Annotated in this window: 27 protein-coding genes and 1 CRISPR repeat array; of the genes, 12 read left to right on the top strand and 15 right to left on the bottom strand. The window is 56.2% G+C overall.

The features are described 5' to 3' along the window. Positions 1 to 23 precede the first annotated feature (23 nt). The gene (locus PFER_RS01355) at positions 24 to 443 is read right to left on the bottom strand and encodes a type 1 periplasmic-binding domain-containing protein (protein ID WP_048147978.1); all 420 of its coding nucleotides are present in this window, start codon (positions 441 to 443) and stop codon (positions 24 to 26) included. Positions 444 to 539: 96 nt separating this feature from the next. Between PFER_RS01355 and PFER_RS01350 the strand changes: the two genes are divergently transcribed. The 3 genes from PFER_RS01350 to PFER_RS01340 are packed head-to-tail and all read left to right on the top strand — an operon-like array spanning position 540 to position 2,667. Beyond that, complete coding sequence (locus PFER_RS01350; protein ID WP_048147977.1) at positions 540 to 1,223, top strand: class I SAM-dependent methyltransferase; 684 nt, start codon at positions 540 to 542, stop codon at positions 1,221 to 1,223. A 2-nt stretch (positions 1,224 to 1,225) separates the two neighbouring features. Beyond that, positions 1,226 to 2,038: a DUF4392 domain-containing protein gene (locus PFER_RS01345; protein ID WP_048147976.1), complete on the top strand. Its 813-nt coding sequence runs from the start codon at positions 1,226 to 1,228 to the stop codon at positions 2,036 to 2,038. A gap of 8 nt (positions 2,039 to 2,046) precedes the next feature. Further along, a complete protein-coding gene (locus PFER_RS01340; protein WP_048147975.1) occupies positions 2,047 to 2,667 on the top strand; it encodes an HD domain-containing protein in 621 nt (206 codons plus the stop codon). Here PFER_RS01340 and cyaB read toward each other — a convergent pair. Genes cyaB through PFER_RS01320 form a run of 4 tightly spaced genes read right to left on the bottom strand, consistent with a single transcriptional unit; the run spans position 2,664 to position 4,995 of the window. Further along, on the bottom strand, positions 2,664 to 3,194 hold the full coding sequence (cyaB, locus tag PFER_RS01335; protein WP_048147974.1) for a class IV adenylate cyclase: 531 nt from the start codon (positions 3,192 to 3,194) through the stop codon (positions 2,664 to 2,666). The genes PFER_RS01340 and cyaB overlap by 4 nt on opposite strands. Beyond that, positions 3,175 to 3,759 (bottom strand): archaemetzincin family Zn-dependent metalloprotease, encoded by a 585-nt coding sequence (locus tag PFER_RS01330; protein WP_048147973.1) that lies wholly within the window; start codon positions 3,757 to 3,759, stop codon positions 3,175 to 3,177. The genes cyaB and PFER_RS01330 overlap by 20 nt, the downstream gene beginning before the upstream one ends. Then, on the bottom strand, positions 3,740 to 4,105 hold the full coding sequence (locus PFER_RS01325) for a DUF86 domain-containing protein (protein ID WP_245612392.1): 366 nt from the start codon (positions 4,103 to 4,105) through the stop codon (positions 3,740 to 3,742). The genes PFER_RS01330 and PFER_RS01325 overlap by 20 nt, the downstream gene beginning before the upstream one ends. 47 nt (positions 4,106 to 4,152) lie before the next feature. Then, positions 4,153 to 4,995, bottom strand: a complete 843-nt coding sequence (locus tag PFER_RS01320) for an SDH family Clp fold serine proteinase (protein ID WP_048147971.1) — start codon at positions 4,993 to 4,995, stop codon at positions 4,153 to 4,155. A gap of 158 nt (positions 4,996 to 5,153) precedes the next feature. Between PFER_RS01320 and PFER_RS01315 the strand changes: the two genes are divergently transcribed. The 3 genes from PFER_RS01315 to PFER_RS01305 all read left to right on the top strand — a co-directional run bounded on the left by PFER_RS01315 (position 5,154) and on the right by PFER_RS01305 (position 7,673). Next, positions 5,154 to 6,365 carry a CGP-CTERM-anchored Cys-rich protein gene (locus tag PFER_RS01315; RefSeq protein ID WP_048147970.1) on the top strand — a complete coding sequence of 404 codons (1,212 nt, stop codon included), beginning with the start codon at positions 5,154 to 5,156 and terminating at the stop codon, positions 6,363 to 6,365. Positions 6,366 to 6,459: 94 nt separating this feature from the next. Then, positions 6,460 to 7,326: a DUF4349 domain-containing protein gene (locus PFER_RS01310; RefSeq protein WP_048147969.1), complete on the top strand. Its 867-nt coding sequence runs from the start codon at positions 6,460 to 6,462 to the stop codon at positions 7,324 to 7,326. Between the two features lie 38 nt (positions 7,327 to 7,364). Continuing rightward, the gene (locus PFER_RS01305; RefSeq protein WP_245612390.1) at positions 7,365 to 7,673 is read left to right on the top strand and encodes a hypothetical protein; all 309 of its coding nucleotides are present in this window, start codon (positions 7,365 to 7,367) and stop codon (positions 7,671 to 7,673) included. Here PFER_RS01305 and PFER_RS12100 read toward each other — a convergent pair. Beyond that, positions 7,663 to 7,812 (bottom strand): hypothetical protein, encoded by a 150-nt coding sequence (locus PFER_RS12100; RefSeq protein WP_157254989.1) that lies wholly within the window; start codon positions 7,810 to 7,812, stop codon positions 7,663 to 7,665. The two genes, PFER_RS01305 and PFER_RS12100, sit on opposite strands and share 11 nt — an antisense overlap. 110 nt (positions 7,813 to 7,922) lie before the next feature. Here PFER_RS12100 and PFER_RS01300 point away from each other — a divergent pair, with 110 nt between their 5' ends. The 4 genes from PFER_RS01300 to PFER_RS12525 are packed head-to-tail and all read left to right on the top strand — an operon-like array spanning position 7,923 to position 9,046. Further along, positions 7,923 to 8,321 (top strand): M67 family metallopeptidase, encoded by a 399-nt coding sequence (locus tag PFER_RS01300; RefSeq protein ID WP_048147967.1) that lies wholly within the window; start codon positions 7,923 to 7,925, stop codon positions 8,319 to 8,321. Positions 8,322 to 8,379: 58 nt separating this feature from the next. Next, positions 8,380 to 8,577, top strand: a complete 198-nt coding sequence (locus PFER_RS01295) for a hypothetical protein (protein WP_157254987.1) — start codon at positions 8,380 to 8,382, stop codon at positions 8,575 to 8,577. Further along, positions 8,574 to 8,900 carry a PIN domain-containing protein gene (locus PFER_RS01290; protein WP_048147965.1) on the top strand — a complete coding sequence of 109 codons (327 nt, stop codon included), beginning with the start codon at positions 8,574 to 8,576 and terminating at the stop codon, positions 8,898 to 8,900. The genes PFER_RS01295 and PFER_RS01290 overlap by 4 nt, the downstream gene beginning before the upstream one ends. Further along, complete coding sequence (locus tag PFER_RS12525; protein WP_084593886.1) at positions 8,897 to 9,046, top strand: PIN domain-containing protein; 150 nt, start codon at positions 8,897 to 8,899, stop codon at positions 9,044 to 9,046. Before PFER_RS01290 ends, PFER_RS12525 begins: the two co-directional genes overlap by 4 nt. Positions 9,047 to 9,051: 5 nt before the next feature. On the opposite strand, the gene mobB is transcribed toward PFER_RS12525, so the two are convergent. Genes mobB through PFER_RS01250 form a run of 8 tightly spaced genes read right to left on the bottom strand, consistent with a single transcriptional unit; the run spans position 9,052 to position 19,385 of the window. After that, entirely contained in the window at positions 9,052 to 9,786 is a 735-nt protein-coding gene (mobB, locus tag PFER_RS01285; protein ID WP_048147964.1) for a molybdopterin-guanine dinucleotide biosynthesis protein B, read from the bottom strand. Positions 9,787 to 9,811: 25 nt separating this feature from the next. After that, on the bottom strand, positions 9,812 to 10,630 hold the full coding sequence (locus PFER_RS01280) for an ABC transporter permease (protein ID WP_048147963.1): 819 nt from the start codon (positions 10,628 to 10,630) through the stop codon (positions 9,812 to 9,814). Then, positions 10,617 to 11,420 carry an ABC transporter permease gene (locus PFER_RS01275; RefSeq protein ID WP_048147962.1) on the bottom strand — a complete coding sequence of 268 codons (804 nt, stop codon included), beginning with the start codon at positions 11,418 to 11,420 and terminating at the stop codon, positions 10,617 to 10,619. Before PFER_RS01275 ends, PFER_RS01280 begins: the two co-directional genes overlap by 14 nt. Continuing rightward, positions 11,420 to 12,394: an ATP-binding cassette domain-containing protein gene (locus PFER_RS01270; RefSeq protein ID WP_048147961.1), complete on the bottom strand. Its 975-nt coding sequence runs from the start codon at positions 12,392 to 12,394 to the stop codon at positions 11,420 to 11,422. Before PFER_RS01270 ends, PFER_RS01275 begins: the two co-directional genes overlap by 1 nt. Before the next feature lie 4 nt (positions 12,395 to 12,398). Continuing rightward, the gene (locus tag PFER_RS01265) at positions 12,399 to 13,607 is read right to left on the bottom strand and encodes a DNA double-strand break repair nuclease NurA (RefSeq protein WP_048147960.1); all 1,209 of its coding nucleotides are present in this window, start codon (positions 13,605 to 13,607) and stop codon (positions 12,399 to 12,401) included. A gap of 2 nt (positions 13,608 to 13,609) precedes the next feature. After that, positions 13,610 to 16,288, bottom strand: a complete 2,679-nt coding sequence (rad50, locus tag PFER_RS01260; RefSeq protein ID WP_048147959.1) for a DNA double-strand break repair ATPase Rad50 — start codon at positions 16,286 to 16,288, stop codon at positions 13,610 to 13,612. Further along, positions 16,285 to 17,625: a metallophosphoesterase family protein gene (locus tag PFER_RS01255; RefSeq protein WP_048147958.1), complete on the bottom strand. Its 1,341-nt coding sequence runs from the start codon at positions 17,623 to 17,625 to the stop codon at positions 16,285 to 16,287. Before PFER_RS01255 ends, rad50 begins: the two co-directional genes overlap by 4 nt. Then, complete coding sequence (locus PFER_RS01250) at positions 17,622 to 19,385, bottom strand: ATP-binding protein (RefSeq protein ID WP_048147957.1); 1,764 nt, start codon at positions 19,383 to 19,385, stop codon at positions 17,622 to 17,624. The genes PFER_RS01255 and PFER_RS01250 overlap by 4 nt, the downstream gene beginning before the upstream one ends. Before the next feature lie 110 nt (positions 19,386 to 19,495). Between PFER_RS01250 and PFER_RS01245 the strand changes: the two genes are divergently transcribed. Both PFER_RS01245 and PFER_RS01240 read left to right on the top strand, forming a co-directional pair. Next, complete coding sequence (locus PFER_RS01245; protein ID WP_048148335.1) at positions 19,496 to 19,849, top strand: ASCH domain-containing protein; 354 nt, start codon at positions 19,496 to 19,498, stop codon at positions 19,847 to 19,849. Beyond that, entirely contained in the window at positions 19,846 to 20,541 is a 696-nt protein-coding gene (locus PFER_RS01240) for a DUF1614 domain-containing protein (RefSeq protein ID WP_048147956.1), read from the top strand. Before PFER_RS01245 ends, PFER_RS01240 begins: the two co-directional genes overlap by 4 nt. Before the next feature lie 59 nt (positions 20,542 to 20,600). Here the strand turns inward: PFER_RS01240 and PFER_RS11805 are convergent, their stop codons facing one another. Then, the gene (locus tag PFER_RS11805; RefSeq protein ID WP_052696158.1) at positions 20,601 to 24,266 is read right to left on the bottom strand and encodes a triple tyrosine motif-containing protein; all 3,666 of its coding nucleotides are present in this window, start codon (positions 24,264 to 24,266) and stop codon (positions 20,601 to 20,603) included. 248 nt (positions 24,267 to 24,514) lie between these two features. Then, positions 24,515 to 24,953: direct repeats of the CRISPR family, unit length 30 nt; unit sequence ATTTCAATTCTCCTAGAGTCTTATTGCAAC. Positions 24,954 to 24,990 lie beyond the last annotated feature (37 nt).

Raw genomic sequence — 24,990 nt, 5'->3', positions numbered from 1 at the left:
CCAGAAGAAAAGTATGAGGGCGTTCAGCCCTTCGCCGTAACGTTGACCCTCGGGACTGGTATCGGGTAGGGCAGGCGGAGCTCCTTTGAGAGGAGCATGAGGAGCGGCATGGCCTCCATGGTGACGGCGTTTACAACCTCTGCGAACATGTTGGGGTCGAGCTTCTTCTCGTTCTCCCACTCGTCCAGTATCCTGTCAACATCGTCCCTGTTCCTCGGGAGGTAGAAGACAACTCCCTCGATGCTGGCCTTTGCAACGTCGGGCTTGTAGGTGACGCCGTACTCAAAGAGAACCTCTATACCGTTGATCTTGCCCGTTGGAGTCCTCATCTCCCCGAGCCTTATTCCATTAACCTTGGGCGTGAGGTCAACCTCGACCTGCGGTACCGGGGGGTTCCCCTTTTCTATGCTCAATTTCGTTATGTTTATTCCCATAATGGGCATCTTTCCTTCACCTATGGAAACTCCGGGGAGGTTCTTAAAAGGCTTTGGGAAGGAAGGCTTTTTAGGGAGTTCATCGGAGATTAAGCGGGTGGGGACATGGAGGACAGGTACTACTTCTTCTCAAAGGCCTACAACGATATTGACTCCCCCGAGTATCAGAGGAGGCTGCGGGAGCTTAAACCTTACCTCACGAGCATCCTCTCCAGCAGAGGGAAGGTTTTGGACCTTGCCTGTGGGGTTGGCGGATTCTCCTTCCTTCTTGAGGATATGGGACATGAGGTCGTCGGCCTCGATATCAGCGACTTCCTCCTCGAGAGGGCCAGGGCCTACGCCAAGGAGAGGGGTTCTAAGGTGGAGTTCGTGAGGGGTGATGCCCGGAACCTGCCCTTCGAGGACGAGAGCTTTGACTACGTGGTGTTCGTGGGCAACAGCGTCGTCCACTTCACCCCTTCCGAGCTCAACCAGGTGTTCAAGGAGGTGAGGCGCGTTCTCAGACCCGGGGGCCTCTTCGTCATCCAGTACAACGACATGCGCGAGATACTGCCCCTCCTGGAGAGGAGCGAGGTCATAGCGGACGGCTACTGGGTAAGCCGCATCCGCAAGGATAAGGACGAACGCTACTTCACCGCCGTTTTCGAGAGCCCTGAGGGCAGTTTCGAGGTGCGCTTCAACATCTGGGGCAGAACCGCCATAGACCTCCTTTGCAAGCTTTATTTCACCAAGGTGCAGGAAGTCGAGACCAAGGAGTATTCCTATCTCGCGGTGTTCAGGAGGAAGTGATTATGATAGCCCATCTGATAAATACGGACGTTGGCGGGCGGGGGGTTAGGGAGCTCTACCTCCGCTATCGCCTTGAGAACCCGGCTTTCCTTGGGAGGGCCGCCCAGGAACTTTTGGAGAACGCGGACAGAACCCTTATCGTGACGGGTTTTCCCATACCCCCCCTCGACATCCCCGAGACGGACGGACCGCTCGGGGCACTGGCTCTTTACCTTGGGATCGAGGAGCTGGGAGGAAAGGCGGAGATACTCACCTACCCGGAGGTGGAGGAGGCCTTAAAGGGGATGGGGGTTAAGTTCACGAGGGAGCCCCTCCTCGAACGCTACACCCTCCTCATAAGCGTTGAAACCCCGGGAAGGGCAGAGGACTGGCGCTACTACTCCATGAGCGGCCTCGAGGTGAAGGCGAAGCCCTACGACGGCCTCTTCATTGACGCCCTCGAGAGAGGAACCCCCACCATAGGGATAGGTGACGGCGGGAACGAGATAGGCATGGGCAACGTAAAGCCCCTCGTCGAGGAGTACATCCCCCTCGGGAAGAGGATAGCGAGCACCGTTGGGGCAAAGCACCTCGTCCTCTCGGCCGTCTCCAACTGGGGGGCATATGGGCTCCTCGCCCAGGCCTCGCTGGCCTTCGGGAAGAACCTGCTCAAAGGGTGGGACGAGAGGGAAAACTTAAAAGCCCTCGTCGAGGCCGGAATCATAGACGGTGTTGTAAAGAAGGTCGCGATGAGTGTGGACGGGATAAGCGTTGACGTCCACGAGCGCTTCCTGGAGCTGCTCAGGGAAATCGTCATAGAGAAAATCTCGCCGTAGGTGGTTCCATGAAAGTGGAGGAGTTCATAACAAGTCCAGCTTCAATCAAACTGATAGAGCGCACGAGAGAGTTCGCCAAAAGTTTCTTTGACAGGGAGGGTACGCACGGCTTCAGCCACGTGGAGAGGGTATTCAACCTATGCCTCCACATAGGGAGGGAGGAAGGGGCCGATCTCGAGGTTCTTGCTCTAGCTGCCCTCCTCCACGACATAGCGAGACCCCTTGAGGATTCGGGGAAGGTTGAAGACCACGCCCTCGAGAGTGCGCGGATAGCGAGGCGCTACCTCAGGAGCATGGGCTACCCCGGGGAGAAGGTTGCTTCCGTCGCTCACGCCATAGAGGCCCACCGCTTTTCCCGCGGGCCGGAGCCGGAGACGCTGGAGGCAAAGATACTCAGCGACGCCGACAAGCTCGACGCCATAGGGGCCGTTGGAGTAGCCAGGGTTTTCATGTACTCCGGCGAGCACGGGAGGAGCATCGAGGATTCCTTAAGGCACTTCGATGAGAAGATACTGAAGCTCAGAGATTTGATGTACACGGAGACCGCCAAACGGCTCGCGGAGAAAAGGCACGCCTTTACCGTCCAGTTCATAGAAAGGATAAGGAGGGAAATCGAGGGTGAGCTTTAGCGCCCCAGAAGGAGCTCTAGGTAGGAGCGCCTCTCAAACCTCTTCACTCCGAGAGACTTGAGGAGCTCAACGAGTTCTTTAACGGCACCCTCCACGTCCTGCCCTTCTTCAACCAGGGTCTCGGCCTCGATGAATGTGCCCAGTTCCTCAACCTCGTCGAGCGCCACTACAACACCCTTCCTGACGAAGTACTTCTCCCTCACCTTACGGACCGTTGTGACCTCCCTGAACCCGAGCGCTTTGAGGAGTTCCTCATACTTATCGGGGTCCTCTATGGTGACCTCTATCTCACGCCTCGTTTTTGATCTTTCGTCAATCTTGGGCCCTTTGTAGGTTAAAAACGCCTCAAAGTGGCCGTTAAATCGCTTCACCCTTATCCTCAGAGCTTCATCCGTCTCGGCAAAGTCCCTGCAGGGGTGCTGGTAGTATGTATCCTCGTGCATCTCCCTGCGCATCAGATTGAATTTCTCCTTAACCGCCTTCATGACGCTACCGTTCGCGTATCCCTTAACCTCTACTTCTATCATTTTCTTCCCCATCCACCATCTGTCCGGCCATGTATTTTAACCTTTTCAGGCATCTCTGACAGAAGCGGTCTCCCTTCATATCAACCTCGATTATCGAGTTCGAGAAGTGCATCAGGCAGTTCCAGTCCGGACAGTGGGGGAGCCTCATTAGATGGCCGAACTCGTGGAGGGCCTCCTTCAGGGCGCGCTCCATGAAGAGGCTCTCATCAAATTTCTCCCCGTAGAAGCGCGGGTCGAGCCTGTGGAGCGAAACCACCGCCCTCCCGAGCCTCGGAACCGCGAGCCCGAAGAGGAAGTTAAAGCCCTCCTCGTATATGTCCACGTCGGTTATCCCAAGGGTGAAGTTCCCGGGGAGGGCTTTGATTATGTCCCCGGCAAGGTACTGGCCGTGGATTGGGTTGTACGCCCCCCTGAAGAGTGCAGGGGATAGTGCCTCCCCCACAACCGTCCTGATGCCGAGCCCCTCAAGTCGTCTGGCGAGCCTCTTAAACAGTTCTTCAATTATGTAATTGTCTAATTGAGTAATTATGGGCACAAGGGTGAGGCTAGAGCGCCCTCTTGACATCCCGTATCGCCTCTACGTACTCCCTCATGTTCCTGAAGGCTATCTCGTCGTTTATAATGTCGTAGTTGTAAATTAGGATTTCCCTGAGCTGGCGCAGGAACTCCGCCTTCTCCCTGAGCCCATCGTCGAGAACTCCCTTTTCGTGGAGCTCCGCTATCACATCTCCGTATCCAAAAACGGGTTCGTCCGATAGCTCCTTCCTCTTCTCGGAGAGCTCGTCAAAGAGGCACTGGAGCGCGAACTCGAGCCGCTTGTATACCCCGTCCTTGGCCAGGCCCATCGCCCTGAACTCCTCGAGGGTTTCAGGAAGGTTCTCCTCTATCAGTTTGAGGCTCTCTTCAAGCATGACACCACCCATGGGGGATAGGAAAAGGGAAAATTAAACTTTGGGGTTCAGCGCCTGCCCTCCTGCTTCACCGGGTAGGGCATGAACTCCACCGTTCCGCGCTGCTTCATGGGCTGCTTGTAGAGCTCCATAAGGGCGTACACTTCCTCCGGCACGTCCGTCTCCACGTGGAGGCCCAGCTCCCTGGCGTGCTCGACCGTTATCGGGTAGTCATGGGTCCACCGGCCCTCCGTGAGCATCTCCGCCAGTTCCGCCGCCTTTTCCTCTCCGTACTTGTCCTTCAATATGTCGAAGAGGAAGTCCCTGACCTGCTTGATGGCCTTCTCCGCCACGTCCGCCAAAATTAGCGTTTGGTCGTCAACCTTCTCGACACCCTTCTTTTCAACGGCCCTCACTATGCTCGGTGCGGGGTACTGGCCGAGCTGCGGGTCCACCGGCCCCAAAACCGCGTGGGGGTCCATAATTATCCTGTCGGCAGCGAGCGCTATCAAAGTGCCTCCGCTCATGGCGTAGTGGGGGACTATAACCCTTGTCTCGGCCGGGTGGTCTCTTAGGGCCTTCGCTATCTGCGTCGCCGCTAAAACCAGTCCCCCCGGTGTGTGGATGATCAGGTCTATTGGTTTGTCCTTCGGTGCCATCCTTATTGCCCTCAGGACATCCTCGCTGTCCTCGACGCTTATGAACTTGTAGACGGGTATTCCAAAGAGTCCTATGCTCTCCTGGCGGTGTATCATCGTTATAACCGTGGAGTTCCTCTTTCTTGAGAGTGCCCTTAGGAGCTTTGCCCTGCTGGCCTGTAGGGCTCTGAACTGCAGTTGCGGGGCCATCAGCAGGTAGAAGAAGAACAGCCACCAGAGTATAGAGCCCGCGAATCCGCTGAGGGCGTCCATGTTCCCACCACATTATTTTGGTCGTTGGTGTTAATAACCTTTCCCGCCTGCGTCATCCATAAAGGGGGACTTTCGAAAGAAGAAGGCAACGCTCCAAACTGGATTGAAGCCATCGTTAGCCGTATATACCTCCAAGCCAAACTTACTCTGGTGGTGGCATGAAGGGATTGACCATCGCGACGATAATACTTCTAATGCTGGTTCCGCTGACGAGCGCGTGTTTCTCCCCCATGGACAACCTTGCGGTGGAAGTCTACCTCAACAAGCCCGGGGTAACCTACGACCTAACTCCCCTTCAGAATGCCGGGAACGTCTCCCTCCTCGACGGGAGGATAGTTTACCGCTCCCACTACGATGAGAGGGTAGCCGTGATGCTCTGGGAGGAGGATGGACTGCACATAAGGATAGAGATACCCCCAAAGAGCTTCAACTCGACCTACGCTCACGCCGAGCTCAGGGCACCTTTAATAATCGAGAACGAAACCCTCGAAAAGCTGAGGAAAGCCGGCTGGGCGGTGAAGAACCTCACGCTCGAAAAGAAAAACATCCGCATCGTCATCAGCCCCATAAAGGGGAAGGAGTGCGTCTCCGATAGGGACTGTGCCACGGGCGGCTGCTCAGGGGAAATCTGCACCACTAGGGAGGCGGCGAAGGAGGTTGTCTCGGTATGCGTGTATAAACCGTGGTACTCGTGCTTTGAGGAGACCACCTGCGGCTGCTACAATGGAGTGTGCACGTGGAAGCCAAACGAGCGCTTTGAGGAGTGCCTCCGGAGGCACGGCGTTGACCCCGAGAAGGTCATAAAACTCCCGGAGGGGGAGGTTTACGCGGCCGTTTACGGCGAGGATAAGCCCTCACCCGGGGAGCTGGAGGAGATAAAGGCTGCTCTGAGGGAGCTGGGCGTCTGCGGGAACCTCACGTTTACATCCGAGACGGTGAACGCTCCGAGCGGGGTCGTGGACGAGTACACCTTCGACTTTAAGGCGGCCCTCAGGGAGGAGCTCGAGTGGCTCCGCGAGAACGGGATAGTTTCCATACCCGAGGAGGACGTGGAGGAGATAGTTAAGGTTGTCGAGCGCGGTAAGGCCGGCCACAACTCCCACATAGGCTGGTACGAGGACAAGAACGGCACTTACAGGTGGATGCCCTACGACGAGAGCTCAAATCCTTCGCTTGTAAGGTGCGTCTCAACCCCGGAAAGCTACACGCTCCCGCCGGGAGATGTGGTACTTTCCAAGGAAACCCCCGTGAAAACCACCCCAAGCCCCTCAAACACCGAAACGTCCCCCACGACTGTGGAAGCTCCCACCTGTGGACCGACGTTTGTTGCAGCCTTAGCCCTCCTTCCGCTTCTCCTGAGGAGGCGCTGACTCTTATTCTCCTTTTCACCTCTTTCACTTCGAACCCGCTTGAAGCCGTCGCTCGCCTTAAATATTTTAGAGGAGAGTTTTAAATGGTGATTGGATGAGAAGGCGCAGCATACTGGTCGTGGCTGTTATAATCCTCATTGCGCTGTGCGGTGCCCTCTACCTCCTGGGTTCCTCCGGAACCAGGGGCGCTTCAAGCGGTGCCTACGCTCCCTCCTCAACGCCCGTTTTCGTCCCGGCATCCCGCGGGGGAATGGAGGACTACTCCGTCGAACCCTCAACTCAAACGGTCCCCACGTCAACGGGGGAAACACTCCAGCGGCTCAGGAAGGACTACTACATCACCGTCCAGTACGAGGACCCCGTGGGGCTGGCTTCTAAGCTCAAGGGCAAGGTGACCGAGCTGAACGGCTACGTGGTGAGCGAGAATCTCGAAAGGAGCGAGGAGAGGGTTGTTTATTACATCACCTTCAGGGTCCCGAACACCGCTGAAAATGAGGCTAGAATGGAGGAGTTCCTAAAAGCCTACCGCATTAAGAGCCTCCGTCTGGAAACGGAGGATGTCACGAGCCAGTACAACCAGATCATGGCGGAGATAGAGAGCCTTGAGGCGGAGAAGGCGAAGCTCATGGAGTTCTACGACATGGCGAAAGACGTGGAGGAACTTATGGCGCTCGAGAACAGGATATCATCTATCAACTCGCGCCTCAACTACCTCTACCTCCAGAAGGATTACTACGAGAAGGTGACGGACTACGTAACCTACCACGTTACGATAGAGAGCAAAGAGAGGCCCGCCTTTGAGCTCGAGACCCACTTCAGGGAGAGGATTTACGCCGCGATTGGGGTGGTGATAGCGCTCCTCGAGCTGGCTGTGGCGGCAGTTGTGGTTCTCCTTCCCCTCCTTCCAATGGTTTACATCGCAAAGAGGCTCTACGACCGCTACGCCCCACGCAGGGAGTAGGCGTTAGCCCTATAAACCCCCCACCCCCACCTTTTTTGATGCCTATGGAGTGGAAGCAAAAACTCAGGGAGGAGGGATTCCTCGAGGTCGGCCCCTTCAGGGTGGAACTTTCACTTGATAACACCTTCATGGACATCGAGCTCATACCCAGAATCCTCGTTTACGACGGGGAGAGGGAGAGGTGGCACGTGCTGAGGAACGCCGTGGAGAAGGGGGACACCTTTGAGGAGATGTGGGAGAACGCGGTTAAAACACTCGAAAGAATAGCGTTGGGGAAGGAGAGGCCCGCGGCCGACGACGCGGACTTCGAGGAGCGCTTTGCCCGGGCGCTTGAACTCATGCTATGAGCTCTATCTCGAAGGAGACCGCTTCCCATCGCTTCAGGTGCTTTTTTGCCACGTTCAGGGCGGTCTCATACCTGCTTGCCGCTATTACCTCTTCTACCGGAACCGTGTCCCTGCGGAAATACACAATCCTCGCGAGCATTCTTTCCACCTCCATATATCACTTTAAGTGATACTACATTGATGCCGGGGGATGGGTTGTATGTTAAACTTATAAGCTTTTCTGCACATATAATTACATCGGTGAACAGAATGGAGCTGAAGATTAAACGCCCCCACCTCTCGGCCATACTGGAGGTAGCTGGGAGAAGCGAGGTGGAGGTTTGCGGCTTCCTCTTCGGAAAGCGGGAGGGGGATAACATAGCCGTCGAGGAAGTTCGCTTCGTGGGCAACAGGCTGAATTCCCCGGCTGCCTTCGAGATGGAGCCCGTGGAGATGGTCGAGGCGATAGAGGGGGCAGAAAAGAAGGGGCTTGAGGTCGTTGGAATATTCCACTCCCATCTCAAGTGTCCGCCGAGGCCGAGCGGGAGGGATTTAAAGGGAATGGAGCTGTGGCCGGTTGTATGGCTTATAGTGGACAATGAGGGGAACTACGGGGCGTATCTCCCAGAAGGGGGGAAGGTGAGGGAAGTGAGGGTTAGGGTTATATGACGAAACCCAATGAGATAGAGACAACATTTAAATCAATCCACAACCAACTAAAAGACAGGTGAAACACATGGAGAACACCACCCTAAAAAAGCTCATGGGGAACCTGGACATAAAGACGATTCAGGAGCTTATAGAAATCGAAGAGATTAGACGGGAGATTAAAGAACTCGCCAAGGATGTTAAAAGAGGAATGTTTGGCGAGGGAGGGACGAACGAGGAGTTCAAAAAGCTCCGGACAGAGGCGTATGAGCAGTGATTTATATAGATACGAGTGTATTCTACCATTACACAACCAACGGAGAGTTTGCGGAATTTGCGGAGAGGCTCCTCACATCGGAAGAACCAAAGATAACGTCGGACATCGTCGTTGATGAGTTCCTTTTTATCATTCTCAAAAGGGAAATGGGTAGAAATTTTGGCGTGAAGTCTTCTCTGGCCATCAGAGAAAAACTCTCCAAAGATCCAGGAATGGCAGAATTTGCCTACGAAATCGGAAAGAAAGTATTGGCAGTGTTCGAAGCGTTTGACATCATGATAGTGCCAGATTCCCGTGACTGGGACGGACGCTCCTTTTCATGAAGCACTACGGCCTGCTTCCCCACGACGCAAGGATAATAACGACCGCATTTGAATATGGAACAAAGAAAATAGCGACGTTCGACAGAGATTTTGAAAGAGCACGGGAGATAGTAGAGCTGTTGCCAAAACAATACTGGGGAAGGTGAAGGTCTCAATCCTCCCTTATCACTATCTCTATCCTCCTTCCCCCGCGATAGCCCTTCATAGCAGAGAGCATGCCCTTTATCGTCTTCTCGACGAGCTCCTGAACCCAGTCCTTCATGGGGAGAACCTGACCGTCTATTTTGACGGTAACTCTGGGCTTCTGGCTCAGTACAACGCAGTCCTTCACGGTTTTCTCGCCCTTAACTATCATCCTCGCCATATCAGCACAGCGGAAGCCGCACATGCCGCAGTCTATGTTGGGAAGCATGAAGGCGCGCTTTTCAACAACGTTGGCCAGTCTCTCCGCTTCGGTGAGGGCGTTTATGACGGGGAGGCCGTCTATCGCCTCAACGCCGCTTTCTGCTATGACGCCACTGACAGCTATGGCCAGGCCGTCGTTGAGCTCCCTAAAGTCCTCCTCGCCCCTGGCACAGACGACCTTCGGGACGTGGTGAATGTCTTTAAACCCCTCAAGGAGGAGGAAGTCTGCCTGCACCATTGAGAGGAGCGCGTTTATGTCTTTTGCTTTGAACAGCAGAGCGTCCGTGTCGCTGGCCCTCACAATAACCGAGTCGGCAACCTTTGAGAAGCGCCAGGTGTCGGTCCCTTCCCTGTCAAACTCCGTGTGCATGCTCTTTGCTATCGCCACGCGGTAGCCTCTATTCCTTAGAACCCTCGCGACCGCTTCAACTGTCGTTGTTTTACCGCTCTTCTTGAATCCCACGAAGGCGACCGCCCTCATTTAACCACCTCCACACGTACTCACCTCAGTAGCTCTTAAGTCCTACCCTCCTAGCCTGCCTCTCGCTCCACCTGTAGACGAGGAAACCAAGGAGGGCGTAGACGAGAGACACGAACGCGACGTATGCTATCTTCGCCGATGCCGTCCCGTAGCCGTGGGTGACGGCCGTTCTGAGGGCGTCTGTCGTTGGCGCATAGGGTAAAATTTTTGCGAGGAGCGCCAGCCAACGCGGGAGTATGTCTATGGGATACATCGCCCCGCTCAGCGCGAACACGAGCATCTCGAGGATGCTTATGAATGGCCCGGGGTCTCGGAAGTATATGACCACTCCGGTGGCGGCCATGCCGAAGCCTATCATCCCGATTGATCCAATGAAAAGGATGGGAATGCCCCTCAGGAAGCCGGTGGGGCTCAGGCTTATCCCGAAGAGCAGCTTGAAGAACACCAAATAGAGTATCAGGTAGAGGAGCGTGAGGAGAAGCCTCATCGCCACGTTGCCGAGGAAGAAGGTTATCCTCCTCATCGGGGCGGCGAAGGATGACTCAAGGGTTCCCGCGTAGAGCTCGTCCACCACACTCCACACAAAGCCACTCAGGAACGTCATGCCGAAGAACAGAACCATCAAGCCCAGAACCGCGAAGGTCACGTAGTCGGAGTAGCCGGTCAGTTTTTGAAGCGCCGGCGAGTTCCTCTCCCCCGTGAGGCCGAGCCCTATGAGGAGGGCCTGCGCCACGAAGAAGAGCCCCATGGCTATGTCCGTAACCAGCCACACCTTGTAGCTGGTGAACACCCTCCAGCTCTTCACCATGACGCCCCAGAAAGCCCTGAACTCAGTAGCCTCCATAGCCCACCACCCTCGTGGTTTTCTCGGCCCACTTGAAGAGGAGGTATCCCACACCCCAGTAAAGGGCGCTCAGGAGGAAAAGGGCCTCGAGGCTCGGCAGCATCTCCAGGTAGGAGCGTCCTATGAATGCTCCCCTCGCAAGGTTTATGGCGTGAGTTAGGGGTATCAGCTCTCCGGCCGTTCTCACCCAGGCGGGCATGACGTTCATGGGGAAGAAGACCCCGGAGAGGAAGAGCACGAGAAACTCGAATATCTGCCCCAGGGCCCCTATGTTCTTGAAGAGCATCACCAGCCCCGCGAAGATTATCCCGAAGCCGAGGAAAGACACGAACGCCAGCAGGAGCACGGGGAGCAGCTTTAGGAGTATCCCCCACGTGATGGGTATGCCGAAAACCACCACCCCGAAGGCGAACACCACCGCCATCAGGACGTTGTCTATGAGCACCCACCCAACAGCGAGCCCAACGAGGAAGGTTATGTCCCCTATCGGGGCCGCTATGTTGCCCTCGAGCGTTCCCCTCTGGAGCTCCCTTCTTACGCCGAATATGTAGGCCTCTATCGGAGACGCGAAGAGCCACCAGAGGACGTAGCCTATGAGCGCGTAGGTTGGGTAATCCCCCAGCCCCGTCGCACTCGCGAGTATATCCGAATACCTGCCCCCAAGCACCGCCTGGCCGAAGAAGATGAACTGGATGAGAAAGACTATCCCGACCAGGAGGGAGCTCACTACCCTCAGCGGGTAGCGGAAGAACATCCTCATCTCCTTCTCTATCACCGCCAGCATGGGCATCAATCCCTTATGGCCCTTCCGGTTAGCTTTATGAAGACGTCTTCCAGCGTGGGCTCCTTCCTCTCCACGGAGAGCACCTTTGCGCCGCTCTTCACGAGCCACTCGACGAGCTTTGGGAGCTCCTCCTCGTCAACGCTCCCCCTGAGTGTCAGAGTGTTCGATGAAGGGTCCTCTTCAATGACCGCCAGCCTGTAGGGGCTTCCTTCGAGCTTCGCCTGCTGGAAGTCCCTCACGCGCACCTCAACCGCGTCCCCCTCCCTAACGAGCCTCTTGAGCCCCTCTGGGGTGTCGAGGGCTATGAGCTTTCCGTGGTCTATTATGGCTATCCGATCAGCGAGCTCCTCCGCCTCCGCCATGTAGTGGGTGGTAAGGATTACCGTCTTTCCCTCCTCATCCACGAGCTTCCTCACGAACTCCCTTACGAAGAGGGCGCTCTGGACGTCGAGGCCGAGGGTGGGTTCATCCAGAAAGAGAACCTCCGGGTCGTTTATGAGGGCCTTCGCTATGGCCAGCCTCTGCTTCATTCCCCTGGAAAAACCCATCACGAGGTCGTTCCTCCTCTCCCAGAGGCCGACGAGCTTCAAAAGCTCTTCTATGCGCTCCTTCTCCTCGGCCTTCGGCACGTAGTATATCCTCGCGAAGTACTTGAGGTTCTCGTAGGCTGAGAGGCGCCAGTAGAGGGTTCTTTCCCCTTCAGCAACGAGGTTTATCCTCTTCCTTACCTCTCTGGCTTCTTTAACAACGTCGTATCCGAGAACCCTCGCGGTTCCTCCGCTCGGCTCGAGGAGCGTGGTGAGCATCTTTATCGTCGTTGTCTTTCCTGCTCCGTTGGGCCCGAGGAGGCCGAAGAGCTCCCCCTTCTTTACGTCGAAGGTTATCCCCTTAACGGCCTCAACCCACTCCACCTTTCGAAGCGGGAAGGGAATCTTCCTGGGATAGCTTTTCCTGAGCTCCCTGACCTCGACGGCCTTCATTCCCTCACCCCAGGGGGCTTCTTCCGTAGGCAAAGAGGGCCTTCAGGAGGCGGTACTCGAGTTCCCACTCCTCGGCGAGGCGGTTCGTCAGGGCATTTAGCTCCCGGGAAAAGAGCTTTTCGGTGATTTTCACACCGTGGTGCGCCCTAATCAGCGGCACGGGGTAGCCCACGTCGGCGGAGTGGTAGAGGACTTTTCCGATGAGCTTCTTGTCTATCTCCCCCGTGAACTCGAGGAGGTAGAGGGGTTCCCCTGGTGCGAGGCGGACGTAGGCGTAGTTTATTCCCCTCTCGTAAATCTCTTTGAGCTTCGGGAAGTGCTTGGGGAACGCTTCCATCAGCTTGCTGGTGAAGGACGGTGCCTTAGTGGGCTTGGGGGTAGGGGAAACTATGTAGCCAGTCTCCTCCGCGTTGTGGAGGGCTATCCAGCCGTCTATGAGGACCGTATCGGGCACGTCGAGCTTTTCGGACTTTGAGAGACTTCTGGAGTACTGAGTTTTGGCTATGTACACGGGGCTCACAGTCTCGAGCATCTTCTCGTGGGCGAACTTGTACTCCACGTAGTTGAAGATTATGTGGAGTCCCTTCCTCACCTCGCGGTCGAACTCCCCCCTGAAGAGCGCTCCATCGGAGAGCACCACGGGCTTATCTTTGACGGTGCTTAACTCCTCCTTACCTGCCGCTTCGTTGAGGAGTTCTTCGTGGTGCTCCTCGAGGTCGTTCAGGTGCTCCTCTATGAGCGCCATTATCCTCTCCTCGCCTATCTTCCCCTTAAGCTCCTCGTAGCGGTTCTCGGCCCTGGGGAAGGTGGGAGGCCTTATAAGGGCGCCGCTGAGGGTTCCATCCATGAAGAGAAGCTCCGGCTCGTAGAGGGAGCCGATGATGGCGCACATCCTCGCCTCCAGTCCGGACATCTGGAGCCTGAAGAGCTCGTCCTCGAAGTCCTCGTTGGCAGTGAGGAGGTTTGAATAGACGAGCCTCTTTGAAGGGCCGCTCCCGTAGGCGAAGGCGGAGGTGGAGTAGGCTATGAGCCCGCTGAACCTCCTGCTTTTTCTGCTCCCGTCCACGGCGTAGGCTTTTTTGGTTTCAACTTCCCCCGGCAGGGGTCTCCAGTCGAGTTCCACATCCTCAAGGACCCTAATCCTATCGACGTACTCCTCGAGCTCGCCTTTGAGGAGTTTGAGCTGTTCCTCACCGAAGAGTCTGTAGAGCATCCTCACCACCCCTCTACCTTCTCCTCGCTGACCCTCGAAACTCCATCAACCAGGGCCACCTTGATGACCCTGTCGGCCGCGTCCTTGAGCTCCTCGTCGTGGGAGACCACTATGACCTGCGGAATCCTGCGGAGGTAGCTCTGCATGATCTCCACCAGCCTCTTTCTCCTCTCCTCGTCGAGGTAGGGCGTTGGCTCGTCGAGTATGAGGAGGGTTATGCCGCTCTTGGAGACCTTCGCCGCTAGGTAGCGCGAGAGGGCCAGCCTGAAGGCTAAAGCAAGGCTTATCCTCTCCCCGCCGCTGAGGAACGAGAGATCCCTCTCCTCGTTGCCGTAGAGCACCTTCAGCTCCACCTTGTTCTCCCTCGGGATGGCCACGACGGCGCTGTACTTCTCCTCCGTCATCTCGGCGAAAATCTCGCTCGCGTCCCTGCTTATCTCACTCAGGGCGGAGAGTTTGTAGCGGTTCTTGTACTCCCTTATCTTCTTCCTGAAGCGCTCGAGCTCCGGAATCCTCACCTCAAGGATTTTAAGCTTCTCCCCGGATTCCTTCGCCTTCCGCTCCTGCTCCCTGAGCTCCTCGATCTCACGCTCGAGGTTTTTAATCTCCTTCTCAAGTGCGCTCAGCCTCTCCGTCAGACCCACCACGAGCTTTCCTACACTCTCCTTGGCTTCCCTGGCCTTTCTGAGCTCCTCCTCGCTGAAGTTCAGGGCCTCGACCTCCTTCTCAATCTCGCCCAGCCTCTTGCTTAGCTCGCCGATTAGGGTTACGGTCTTCTTCAGGGCCTCTTCCTTCTCGGCAAGGGCCCTTTTCTTGCCTTCGAGCGTCTTCAGGGAGCCCTCAAGGGTCTTGAACCTCTCGTAGTCAGCCTTGAGCTCTTCAAGCTTCTTCTCAAGCTCTTCCATACTCTCAAAGCCCCTTTCCCAAAGCTCCTCCTGGAGTGCCTTCATCTCGCGCCCGTTGCGTTCGAGAGATTCCTTCAGCTCCTCCAGACGCTTCCTGTATTCGTCCCTCTTTTTCACGTCCTTCTCGAGCGTTTTGAGCTCGCCCTCGATGCCGTAGAGTTCCTTCTCGACCTCCCGGAGGCGCTCGAAATTCTTTTCTATATCCTCCGCGGGCAGCTTCTCAAGCTCCCCCATCAGCTCCCTGAGGCGGAGGAACTCGGAGTAGAGGGCGTTTATCCTATCCTCATTCTCCAGCACCTTTTTGAGTACCTTCTCGCGCTCACCCAGTTCCTTCTTCTCCTTCCAGAGGGAGCGGTACCTCTTCTCGAGCTCATCCTTCTCGAGCCTGAACTTCCCGAGGAGTTCTTCCTTGTGCTTCCCGTCCAGCGGCTGGCGGCACAGCGGGCAGGAACCTTCTGCACTCTCTATCTCCTCGATGAACTCCTCCCTCCTCTCTATCTCGGCCTCAACTAAGCGTATATCGCTCTTCACTTCCTCGAGCCGTTTCCTTATTTCCTCCAGCTCCCTCTTTGCGTTTTCAAGCTCCGCCTTGAGCTTCTCCGCGTTCCCCGTCTTTTTCTGCAGCCTCTCAATCTCCTTCCTCAGCGAAGTCAGGCGCTCGTGCTTCTCCCTGTAGGGCTCCAGCCCCTCCTTCTCCTTTAGGAGGACATCGCGCTTCGCTGAAAGCTCTTCAAAGCGCTTCTCCTTGGCTTCAAGCTCCGCCAGTCCCTTTTCGGTGTTCCTGAGCTCGGCCTCAAGCCCCTTTCTCTCCAGCAGGAGCTTCCTTTCACGGGACTCGTAGGAGGATTTGAACTCGAGCAGCCCCGTGTAGAGCTCGGCCTTCGGTTTGAGGGCCTCCCACTGGCTCTTCTTCTCCTCAAGCTCGGCTATCTCCCTTTTGAGGTCGGCGATTGACCGCTCCAGTGCCTCCCTCTTGGCTTCGAGGCTTGCCTTCCGCTTCTCCAGGTCCGCCCTATCTTTCTCCAGATCCCTGAGCTTTCTCTCCTTCTCCTCCAGCTTCGCGAGCTTCTTCTCCCATCCCTCGAGCTCCGCCCTCTTCGTCCTGAGGTCGGCTTCTATGCCCTTCTTCTTCTCCAGCGCCTTCGAGAGCTCCTCCTCGCGTTCGGCCCTCCTCTTTGGCGCCTCGCCGAAGGCCCTCACTATCTCCTCCGCCACCTTCTTCTCGTTCTTCAGCCTGTCTATCAGGCGCTTCGCGTTGTCGTAGGCCCTGTCGAAGCGCTCCAACCCGAGAACGTCCCTTATGACGCGCTCCCTCTTCTCGTCGCTCTCGAGTATTGCGTCTATCTCCCCCTGGCGGATGTAGACGGCGTTCATGAAGACGTCGAAGGGGAGGAAGCGCTCTATATGTGAGGTGACGTTCGAATGGCCGGATTCAACCGTCTCGAGCTCCCCGTCTACCCTCCTGAAGAGCCTCGCCTCCCCGGGCTTGTTCATGGGCAGCTCGCGGTAGGCTACGTACTCATCGCCGTCAATCCAGAAGTCGAGCCTTATCTTGGGGGTCAGCCTGTTTTCGCCTTCTATCCTCCCGATCCACTCCTTTTTGAGCTTCGCAGTCCTCGAGGGCTTGTCCCAGTAGAGCGCCACCATCATGGCCTCGAGGATCGAGCTCTTTCCGGCACCGTTCTCACCGATGAGGAGCGTTATTCCCTCTCCAAACTCAAGCTCGGTTAACTCGTGTGACCTGAAGTCTGCAACACGGAGGGCCTTTATCCTCATACCCTACCCCCCTTGAGGAAAGCGTCCAGAGTTACCGACCCCTTTCTGTCGGGCTTCTTTTTTCTACCCTCGCCTTCTTCTCCGCTCTTCTCCTTCGGTTCCTCTTTTTTCCGTCCCTTTTGGGGCTCTGGTTTTTCTTTTTCCTCATTCTCCTCGGGCTCCTTCACGCTGAACTCCCTGAGAACCGCGGGCACGAGCGCCTCGATATCGGGCTCCTCCTCGAAGAGGGCAGCGAGAACGGCTATCTCCTCCTTCGAGAAGAAGTCCTCGAGGGAGACGCCCTCTACCCCTGCTATCCTCTCCTCACGAAGGACGACGCGCTGCTCAACGTCAATGAACTCCGTGGGGAACAGGGATTTTATGAAGTCGAGGTTCGAGGTCTTCTCCACCTCCACGGTGACCTTGACCACGTCCTCCGCCCCGACTTTGAGCTCCGAACTCACCTTCCTCAGAACGTCCCTGAGGAGCCCTAGAGGCATGCTCCTCGCTTTGATGGAGTAGAAGCGCCTTGTCTTGAGATGCCTGAAGCTCGGGACGAATATCCCCTCCTCATCGCTCCACTCCGCTATGACGAAGCCCTTGGGCTTTCCCCTGAAAACCTGGAACTTTCCGAACTCGTCAATGAGCACCTTCCTGCTGTACTCCTTTGCGCTCGTCCTCTCAACGGAGCCCGGGTAGACGAGGTAGGCCTTCCCCACGTTGGTGAAGTAATTGGTGTGGATGTGGCCGAAGGCGTAGTAGGCAAAGCCCTCCGGAATCTGGGAGAGGGCAAGCTCCCCGACGCTGTACTGGCTTTCAACGTCCTTTATGGTCTCCTCAATCCCCTGGTGGAGCATGAGGATGCTCTTTCCATCGGGGCGGAAGATATCCTTGAGGTCGTTCCTCTTGAACCACGGGGCGTTCTGGTACTTCATGCCCTTTATCGTCACGTCCCCGACCTTCCCGTAGACGAGGTAGGCATCATCCCGCGGCTCGCTCCTGAGGTACTCGTTCTCCACACTCTCCCCCCTGATGCCCACGAGGTGTATGAGGCCCAAGTCCTCGAGGAGCGCGTAGGCGGAGGACTTCCTGTGGGTCCTGTCATGGTTGCCCTCGATGGCAAAAACGGGAACCCCTGCTTCTCTGGCCAGGTCAAGAACCCTCACCGCCTGCCTCAGCGTCTGCGGCGTTGGCCTCGATGAGTCGAAGAGGTCCCCTGCTATGAGGATGAAGTCAACCCCCTCTGAGAGGGACTTTCTGATGGCCTCCTCGAAGTTCCTCGCCACATCTTCCTCGCGGGTATTGACGATTCTCCTCGAGAGGCCTAGGTGCACATCGGCTATGTGGGCGAACTTCATAGCGGCAGGTCCCCCGCTATGGCTTTGCTCTTCCTCTCCTTCCTCTTAAGGGCCTCCCTCTTCTTCCTCCAGCGCTTCGCTATCTCTATGTCCTTTCCGCCGTACCTTCCTCCCCTCTTCTGGAAGTCGTCTATCCTCACGAGCGCCGGGAGGGCTATGGACATACCCACCACCACGGCCTCACCTATGCCGAGGGAGGCTATGTCCTCGAGGAGGTCGGAGCTCAGCTGCTCGCTCGCCTTCCTCACGTGGTTCTGATCCTCGGGCTCAACAAGGCGGAGGATGATCTTGGTGTTCGCCTGGCTCAGAACCTCCGGGTCGAGCTTCTTTGGCCTCTGGGAGACTATACCTAGGCCTATTCCGAACTTTCTTCCCTCCCTCGCTATCTTGCCGAGAAGCTGGGCTATCTCGCTCCTGCCTTCCGCGGGGGCGAATATGTGGGCCTCCTCTATGATGATTAGAACGGGCTCTGTGAGGGCGGGGTAGTTGGTCTCTATGTTCTCTATGAGTTTTTTGACCTCCTCCCTCTCCTTGCGGTAGAGTTCCGAGGGGCTCTTCGCCATAACACCGTTCAAGAATTCGAGCCTCTTCTTGGCCTTCTCGTAGGTGACCCTCGTCTCGTAGGTCTTCTTTATGAGGTGGTTGGCCACTACCGTCATCTGGTCGTCGTCGAGGCCCCCGAGGTCAATCACGTTGAAGTCTCCGAAGCGCACCTTGCCTTCACCGTTGTCGGGGTTTGTGAGGAAGTCCTCGCTCGTGAGTATGTCCCCGTAGTCCCTGAGGAAGGACTGTATCCTGCGCATGACCTTCGCGAGCGGATCTTTGTCCTCGCTTCTGAGCTCAAAGACCTTTGAGGTGTTGCTTATCGGGTCGTAGTACTCACCGCCGCCGTTCTCCTCCCACTCGTGGAGGACGTGGAGTATGGCCTTCAGGAAGAGCTCCCCTCCGAGAACGCCGCTTAGGTTGTACCTTGCCTTTAACGAGGTGTCGGGGGAGGTCACCGTATCGTAGGCCCTCCTGAAGAAGTCCCTCTGGTTCTTCGCGTTCTCGGCTATGCCGACGAGGGTCGCGAGCTCGTCTGCCGCCAGAACCTCGGGCCTTATCTTCCCAGCTATCACGTTCGCCTTCTCTCCGTTGGGGAAGCGGAGGGTTATGTACTCGCTGTGGGGGTCGAGGATTATTATGGTTCCCCCAAAGCGGTTCACTATCTCGTCCGCTATCACGCTGACCGTGTTGGACTTTCCGGCGCCCGTAACGGCCAGAACCGCGAAGTGCCTCGAGACGAGCTTATCAACGTCAAGGGTAACCTCAACGCCGTCTTCCCTCGTCAGGAGCTCGCCTATCTTGACGCCCTCCCCCGATGCGTAGAGGCTCTCGAGGAGCTCCTTCGATGCCTGGTACACAGTTTCGCCGTTCATTATGGGTATCCTGTTGGAGGGGAGCGGCGTTACAACCCTGCCCCTGCGCGTCACTATCTTTCCGAGGACGCGGGCCCTCGCGATGTTCAGGTCAACGTTCCTCACTCCCTCGTAGAGTTCCAGCTCCCTCTTCAGTGAACGGTAGGTAAAGTGCCCCTCGGAGAGGAGAAGATTGCTGCTCTCGACCCTCCTCACAACGGCCAGAACGTACTCACCGTCCTGATTCTTCGCAACGACAAAGTCACCGAACTTCAGGCGCGTCTCGGGGTTTACAACAAATTCAAAATATCCAACGGAGCTTTCACCCTGGACTATTCCGACCTCACGGCTTGCTATCTCCATACCTTCCACCCCCATTATTTACGGTCGGCAGCTTTAAATGGTTTTTCACTCGCGTAGTACCGCCGTGAGTTGGATTTATAAACGGTGAGATGGAGGTTTATGCGATGGCCATGAAGGGGCTCATAGTGCGCGAACCCTACGCAACGCTCATAGTGGAGGGCAAGAAGGTATGGGAGATACGGAAGCAGAGAACCAGCGTTAGGGGAACGGTTCTCATACTAAGCAACGGGAGGGCTCTTGGGAAGGTCAAAATCGTTGACGTCCTCGGCCCATTCACGCCAGAGGAGCTGGAAGCGCATGTGGACAAACACCACGCGAGCCCGGAGTTCCTGAGGGAGTATTCCAAGGGGAAACCCCTCTACGCCTGGGTCTTAAGCGATGCCCAGAAGTTTGAAAAACCCAAAAGGGTTGAAATCGCCCGGGGAGCCCAGGTGTGGGCGAACGTCAGGAGGCTGAGAGAATGAGGCGCTACCTCTTTCCCCCGCTGGCACTTCCGTTCCTGCTGATACTTCTCATTCTACTCCCGATACTCTTCCTTCTCTTCGCGGGGACGATAACAACGGCCTTCAGCCGTCTCGGCCTTCCCATCCCTGTTGCATACACGCTCTTCTGGGCCGCCCTCATAGGCAGCTTTGTGAACATACCTATCATGGAGCTCAAGAGCTACGGACCGGTGGTTAGGGTTAGGGAGGTCAGCTTCTTCGGCATCCGCTACCCCATACCCTACGTGGACTGGGGCGAGCAGAAGACCGTGGTCGCTGTAAACGTCGGCGGCGCCCTCGTGCCTTTGAGCGTGGTTCTCTTCGAGACACTCAGGCTCATAGCCCTCGGGGCCTACGACCTACTCTTCAAGGTGGCACTCGCAACGCTTATATCCTCCCTCATAATCCACTCCTTCGCGAGGCCCGTTAAGGGGCTTGGAATAGCCGTTCCGACGCTCTTACCCCCACTGGTGGCTGTGGCGATGGCGTTCCTCTTCGGCGGCAACATGCCCCTCATAGCCTACACCAGCGGCACCCTCGGGGTTCTCATAGGGGCAGATTTAATGAACATGGACAAGATAAAGTCCCTGGGGGCTCCAATGGCGAGCATAGGGGGCGCCGGAACCTTCGATGGAATCTTCCTCGCGGGAATTCTGGCGGTTTTGCTGGTCTGACACCTTTACCCTAAATGACGAGGCTTCGAAAGAAGAAAGAAAAGGTAAAAGGGGAAGGGCTACCCCAAAGCCCTCTCCAGTATCTCCACCGCCCTGTTCATGTTGAGGTAGGCCAGCAGGAGTGGTCTTATCTGGAGGGGCGTGACTTTCTGGGGAGGCTCCCCGTAGGTGAGGGCCTCCTGGTAGTACTCCCTGGCGAGCGTTGCGTACTCCATTGCCTCCCCGAGGGTCTCGTTGTCCACTCCCGCCTCGACAGCTTCGGTGTAAAGTTCCTCGAACTTCATCTCCCTGTACCTGTAGAGCGTCCAGAGCTTGATTATGACGTTGACCGCTCCCTTTCCGCGTGCCGGGGGCGCCCTCTTGAAGGGAGAGACCGTGAACGATACACTCGTGGTGTTCTCATTGCCCGCTATGTTCACCGCCTTCACGTAAACCTCGTACTTCCCCTGCTCGAGGTCATGGAACGTGTACTCCGTGGAGAGCCCGACGTTTATCCATTCTCCGTCGTTTAGCCTTATCTCGTAGTGGTCAACGGCAAGCTCGTCCTGGCCGCTCCATTCTACCGTCACGTTTGCGGTGGTGTTGGTGTAGAACACCTCACCGTCCTCTGGCGAGATTATCTCCACACTGGGAACGGGAAGGCCGCCCAATGCGTAGACGCTGAAGTGGTCCACCACTGCCCAGACGTAGTTTTCCACCGTGTTCACTCCGGCATCGTAGACGAAGGGCCCGTTCGGAACTTGTCTGCCCACGTAGTCCCTTAAGCGTATCCATTCGCTTCCGTTCCAGTAGTAGAGGCTCAGGGTGCTCTCGTCAATTCCTGCTACCTCCCCATCGGTGTAGCTGACGTTGAGGGTGTACTTCTCCACGGTGCTCTCGTTCGCCTCAACGCTGACCGCAACATACTTCACGGGGGCCACCGTTTCATCTGCGCCCGTGGTAGCGACGGCCAGACCACTCACGTTCTCCCCTGCCAGCTCCCCCTCGTTGGTCGTTATGGTGACGTTGACCGATATCGTCTGCTCACCCTCTACGCTCTCGTTAACGTCAATGCCGAGCTCCACGCCCTCCGTCGAGACCGTGACGTTGCCCGTGCTCCCGTTTACCGTTAAGGATTCTGCCAGGCTCTCCTTACCGTAGAACTCGAGGCCCACCTCACGGACGTTTCCATAGGTGTCTTCAACTACTATCCTAGCCGTGTACGTGCCGACTGCGGGTATCGTGTAATCGTAGGAGTAAACTCCAATGGAGGGGTCGAGCTCAACCCGCAGGGGCGTCCCCGAGGGGTCCGTAATCTCGAGGGTTACGTTCGCTAGTCCGCTGTCGTCCGATGCCACCCAGCTTATGGTGGTGAAGTTGCCCACCTCCTGGCTCTCGGGGGAGACGTTGACGTCCACGATGGATGGGGGAGTAACGTCCGCCCTCTCGTAGTGGCCGGTGAGGAACGTCATCAGCTCCGCCCGGGTTACAGGATAAGCGTCAAAGGCCCTCAGAACGACGTTGAACGGCTCCGCGGTGTAGCTCTCTATGTAGTACGGTCCGTTGCCTATGAACAGATGCCCGTAGGTATCGCTAAAGCCCATGTCCGCGTTGAACCTCGCCGTGGCGGAGCTCCAATCAATGCCGGGGAAGGTGTGGGCGGCGCTTCCGCTGGCTATGGCGCTTATCACCGTCCTGAGATCTGCCACGTGGCTCGAATTGAGGAGGTCGAGCCAGATGACTCCCTCTCCGCTGCTGCTGAAGGAGTAGTTGGCGCTGACCCCGTAGGCGGCACCATCGGCCACCAGCTCCCCCATGGCCCAGTAGAGCTCCCACGGGAGGCTCGGGTAGAACACGTAGTAACTGGCCGTGACGTTCTCATCCAGCTGGTTCATGTAGGTTCCATAGGCAACGTAGCCGTCCGCCGTCCACTGGAACCCCTTAACCATGTTGAGCACGGAATCAACTCTCGACTCAACGCTCGCATCGTAGTAACTATCGTCGTGGCCGTCCTGCTGGGACCAGGCGTAGAGGAATGCCACGTAATTCTTTATGTCATCGATATCGCCGGTAATTCCGTTGTGCCAGCTTCCAAGGTCACAGCTCACCGTCACCCTAACGTTGGCCTCCTCTCCCGCGTGCCTCGGCACCCATCCCTCGTTCTGGTCGTATACCACCGCATCCCCGGGAACCGTGAAGGGGCCGTTCTCCACCGTCCAGGAACACCTGTATGGGGCAATCCGACCGTTGAAGTTCATTGAGGCGCCGGGATCCGTCACGAGGTTTAGGACACTTGCCGAATAGAGATCCCTCATACCCCCAACGGGGTTGGCGGGGGTCACGAAGGAATTGGCCATCCCCACGTTCAGGGTTCCGTCCGGTGTTGATGCGGTCATGAGGCTCCAGCGGGTGCTTATCCCCGTGTTCGGCTCGGCCGTAATGCTCTCGACCCTTCCCCTGCTGGCGGGGTAGAAGTTGGTGTTTTCCATAAGGAATATCCTCGGGCTTTCGAGTATTCCCACTAACATGCTGAGCTTCTGGATGTCCCAGTACTGTTCCTCGCTCGTTATGCTTATGGGGTCGTCGGGAACGATCTCGGGGTGGAGGTGAGGGGTGCCGCTGACCGATGAACGGCTTATCGAGTATTGGATCAGCAGGTACGTGAGCTCCTCCTCTGTCCAGTTGAGTATGGGCCCAAGCACGTCGAGGGTGGTGTAGTACATGGGCTCGAGCATGCTCAAACCGAGGGAAGCGTCGCCACTCCCGATGTACTCCAGTGCCTCTCTGACGGTTAGGGTGTTCTCGTGTCTGGGCTCAACGCCACCGGGCACGAAACCGAACCATGAACCGTAGAACCATGCTGTGTAGCTGTCAACCCATACTGAGGGAAGGCCCATTGAAGCCCATCCTCCGGTGTAGATGTTCCACTCGTAGTCGCTTGGAGGGTGATTGAATACGACGCTGCCGGCGGTGTTCCTGTCCCAGTACAGTCTTTCGACGTGGAATCCAAGGTAGTTTTCTATCAAATCCGCCACGTAGTCGCCTATCTGCCTTCTCTCGTCCTCTATGCGGATGATGAACTTGATGGTAACGGGCTGTCCGTCGAAGTACCAGAAGCCATCCGCCCTACGCTCAAGGGTGTGTCCGTACGTTGAAACCTGAGAAACCGCCGCTAACATGGCGTCATTAAACACGTCAAGGGCGTAGTATACGTTACCGTCCGATGGGATTCCCAAGCTTCTGTAGACAGGCTCGAAGTACACATCCGCCGGATGGGTGGGCCTTACGCATCCAAACATGGGCTCCCCGCTGCCAGCCCGGATGTCGTTAACGATGTACTCCCTGTTGACGAGCCAGTTCATGGCGAACCTGACTTCTCTAATGGCGAAGGGGTTGAAGTAAACCTGGTCACCAACGGTGACGATGGGAGCGTCCTTATCAGGGTCGTGGTAGGTGTTAAACGAGAGCTCGTTGTAGACGAGGGCCGTGCGGTACAGTGAGAGGTTTGCAATGACCCCTCCAGGGAGGGAGTTGTACGTAGAGAGGGGGTAGCTCGACAGCAGGAGGTCCAGACTGCCGCTCGCAACTCTTTCAATTCCCTCCTCCGGGGTTCCAAAGAGTGTAAAGTTCATCAAGGTGGGTGTGGCCGCGGGCTCCGTGGTGGCTTCCGCGAGTGAGTGCGTGCTGAGGGGAACCGCGGAAAAAAGCAAAAGTAGTACTAACATTAGGACGTTCAATTTTTTCATATTTTTCCCCTCCAGGCGATATAAATCAATTGATTATGCAACATAACTTGTATATTACAATTTCCATGTTGGATGTACATCAAGAAAAAGAACAAGCGGCTGATAGCGCTGCGTGGGAGTATACCTCGGATTCTCTAAAGTTGGTCGGCTTTCAGTTTAACCAAAAGTAGCCACCGACGGAACGCTGAACAAGGGGGTAACTTAGGGGGCTCAGAAAGATGCCAGAAAAACCCCAGAAACCTCCCCCAGCTTCAATTCTCCTAGAGTCTTATTGCAACATGCTTGCGCTTCCTGTGCTCTACACCGCCATATATTCTCATTTCAATTCTCCTAGAGTCTTATTGCAACATTTATTCCTTCGGGTCCTTCGGAAGTTTTAACAACCTCTATTTCAATTCTCCTAGAGTCTTATTGCAACGTAGCGTTGAAGTCCGATTTAGTAGCTGAACCAACGAATTTCAATTCTCCTAGAGTCTTATTGCAACGGGTTGGGACGACCGCATACACTACGACGCGAAGCCTTGATTTCAATTCTCCTAGAGTCTTATTGCAACTCAAAAGCGCTAAAATCCGCTCTTTCAATTCCGTGTTATTTCAATTCTCCTAGAGTCTTATTGCAACTGTTCGTGTTGGGGGCGTTTATGTCAAATACCGCACATTTCAATTCTCCTAGAGTCTTATTGCAACTTGTATGTGCTTTGTAGGTACCCATCCTTGTAAACAA

This window comes from Palaeococcus ferrophilus DSM 13482 (assembly GCF_000966265.1).
In the GTDB taxonomy this organism is placed as follows: Archaea; Methanobacteriota_B; Thermococci; order Thermococcales; family Thermococcaceae; genus Palaeococcus; species Palaeococcus ferrophilus.
This window is presented reverse-complemented; position numbering and strand designations above follow the sequence as displayed.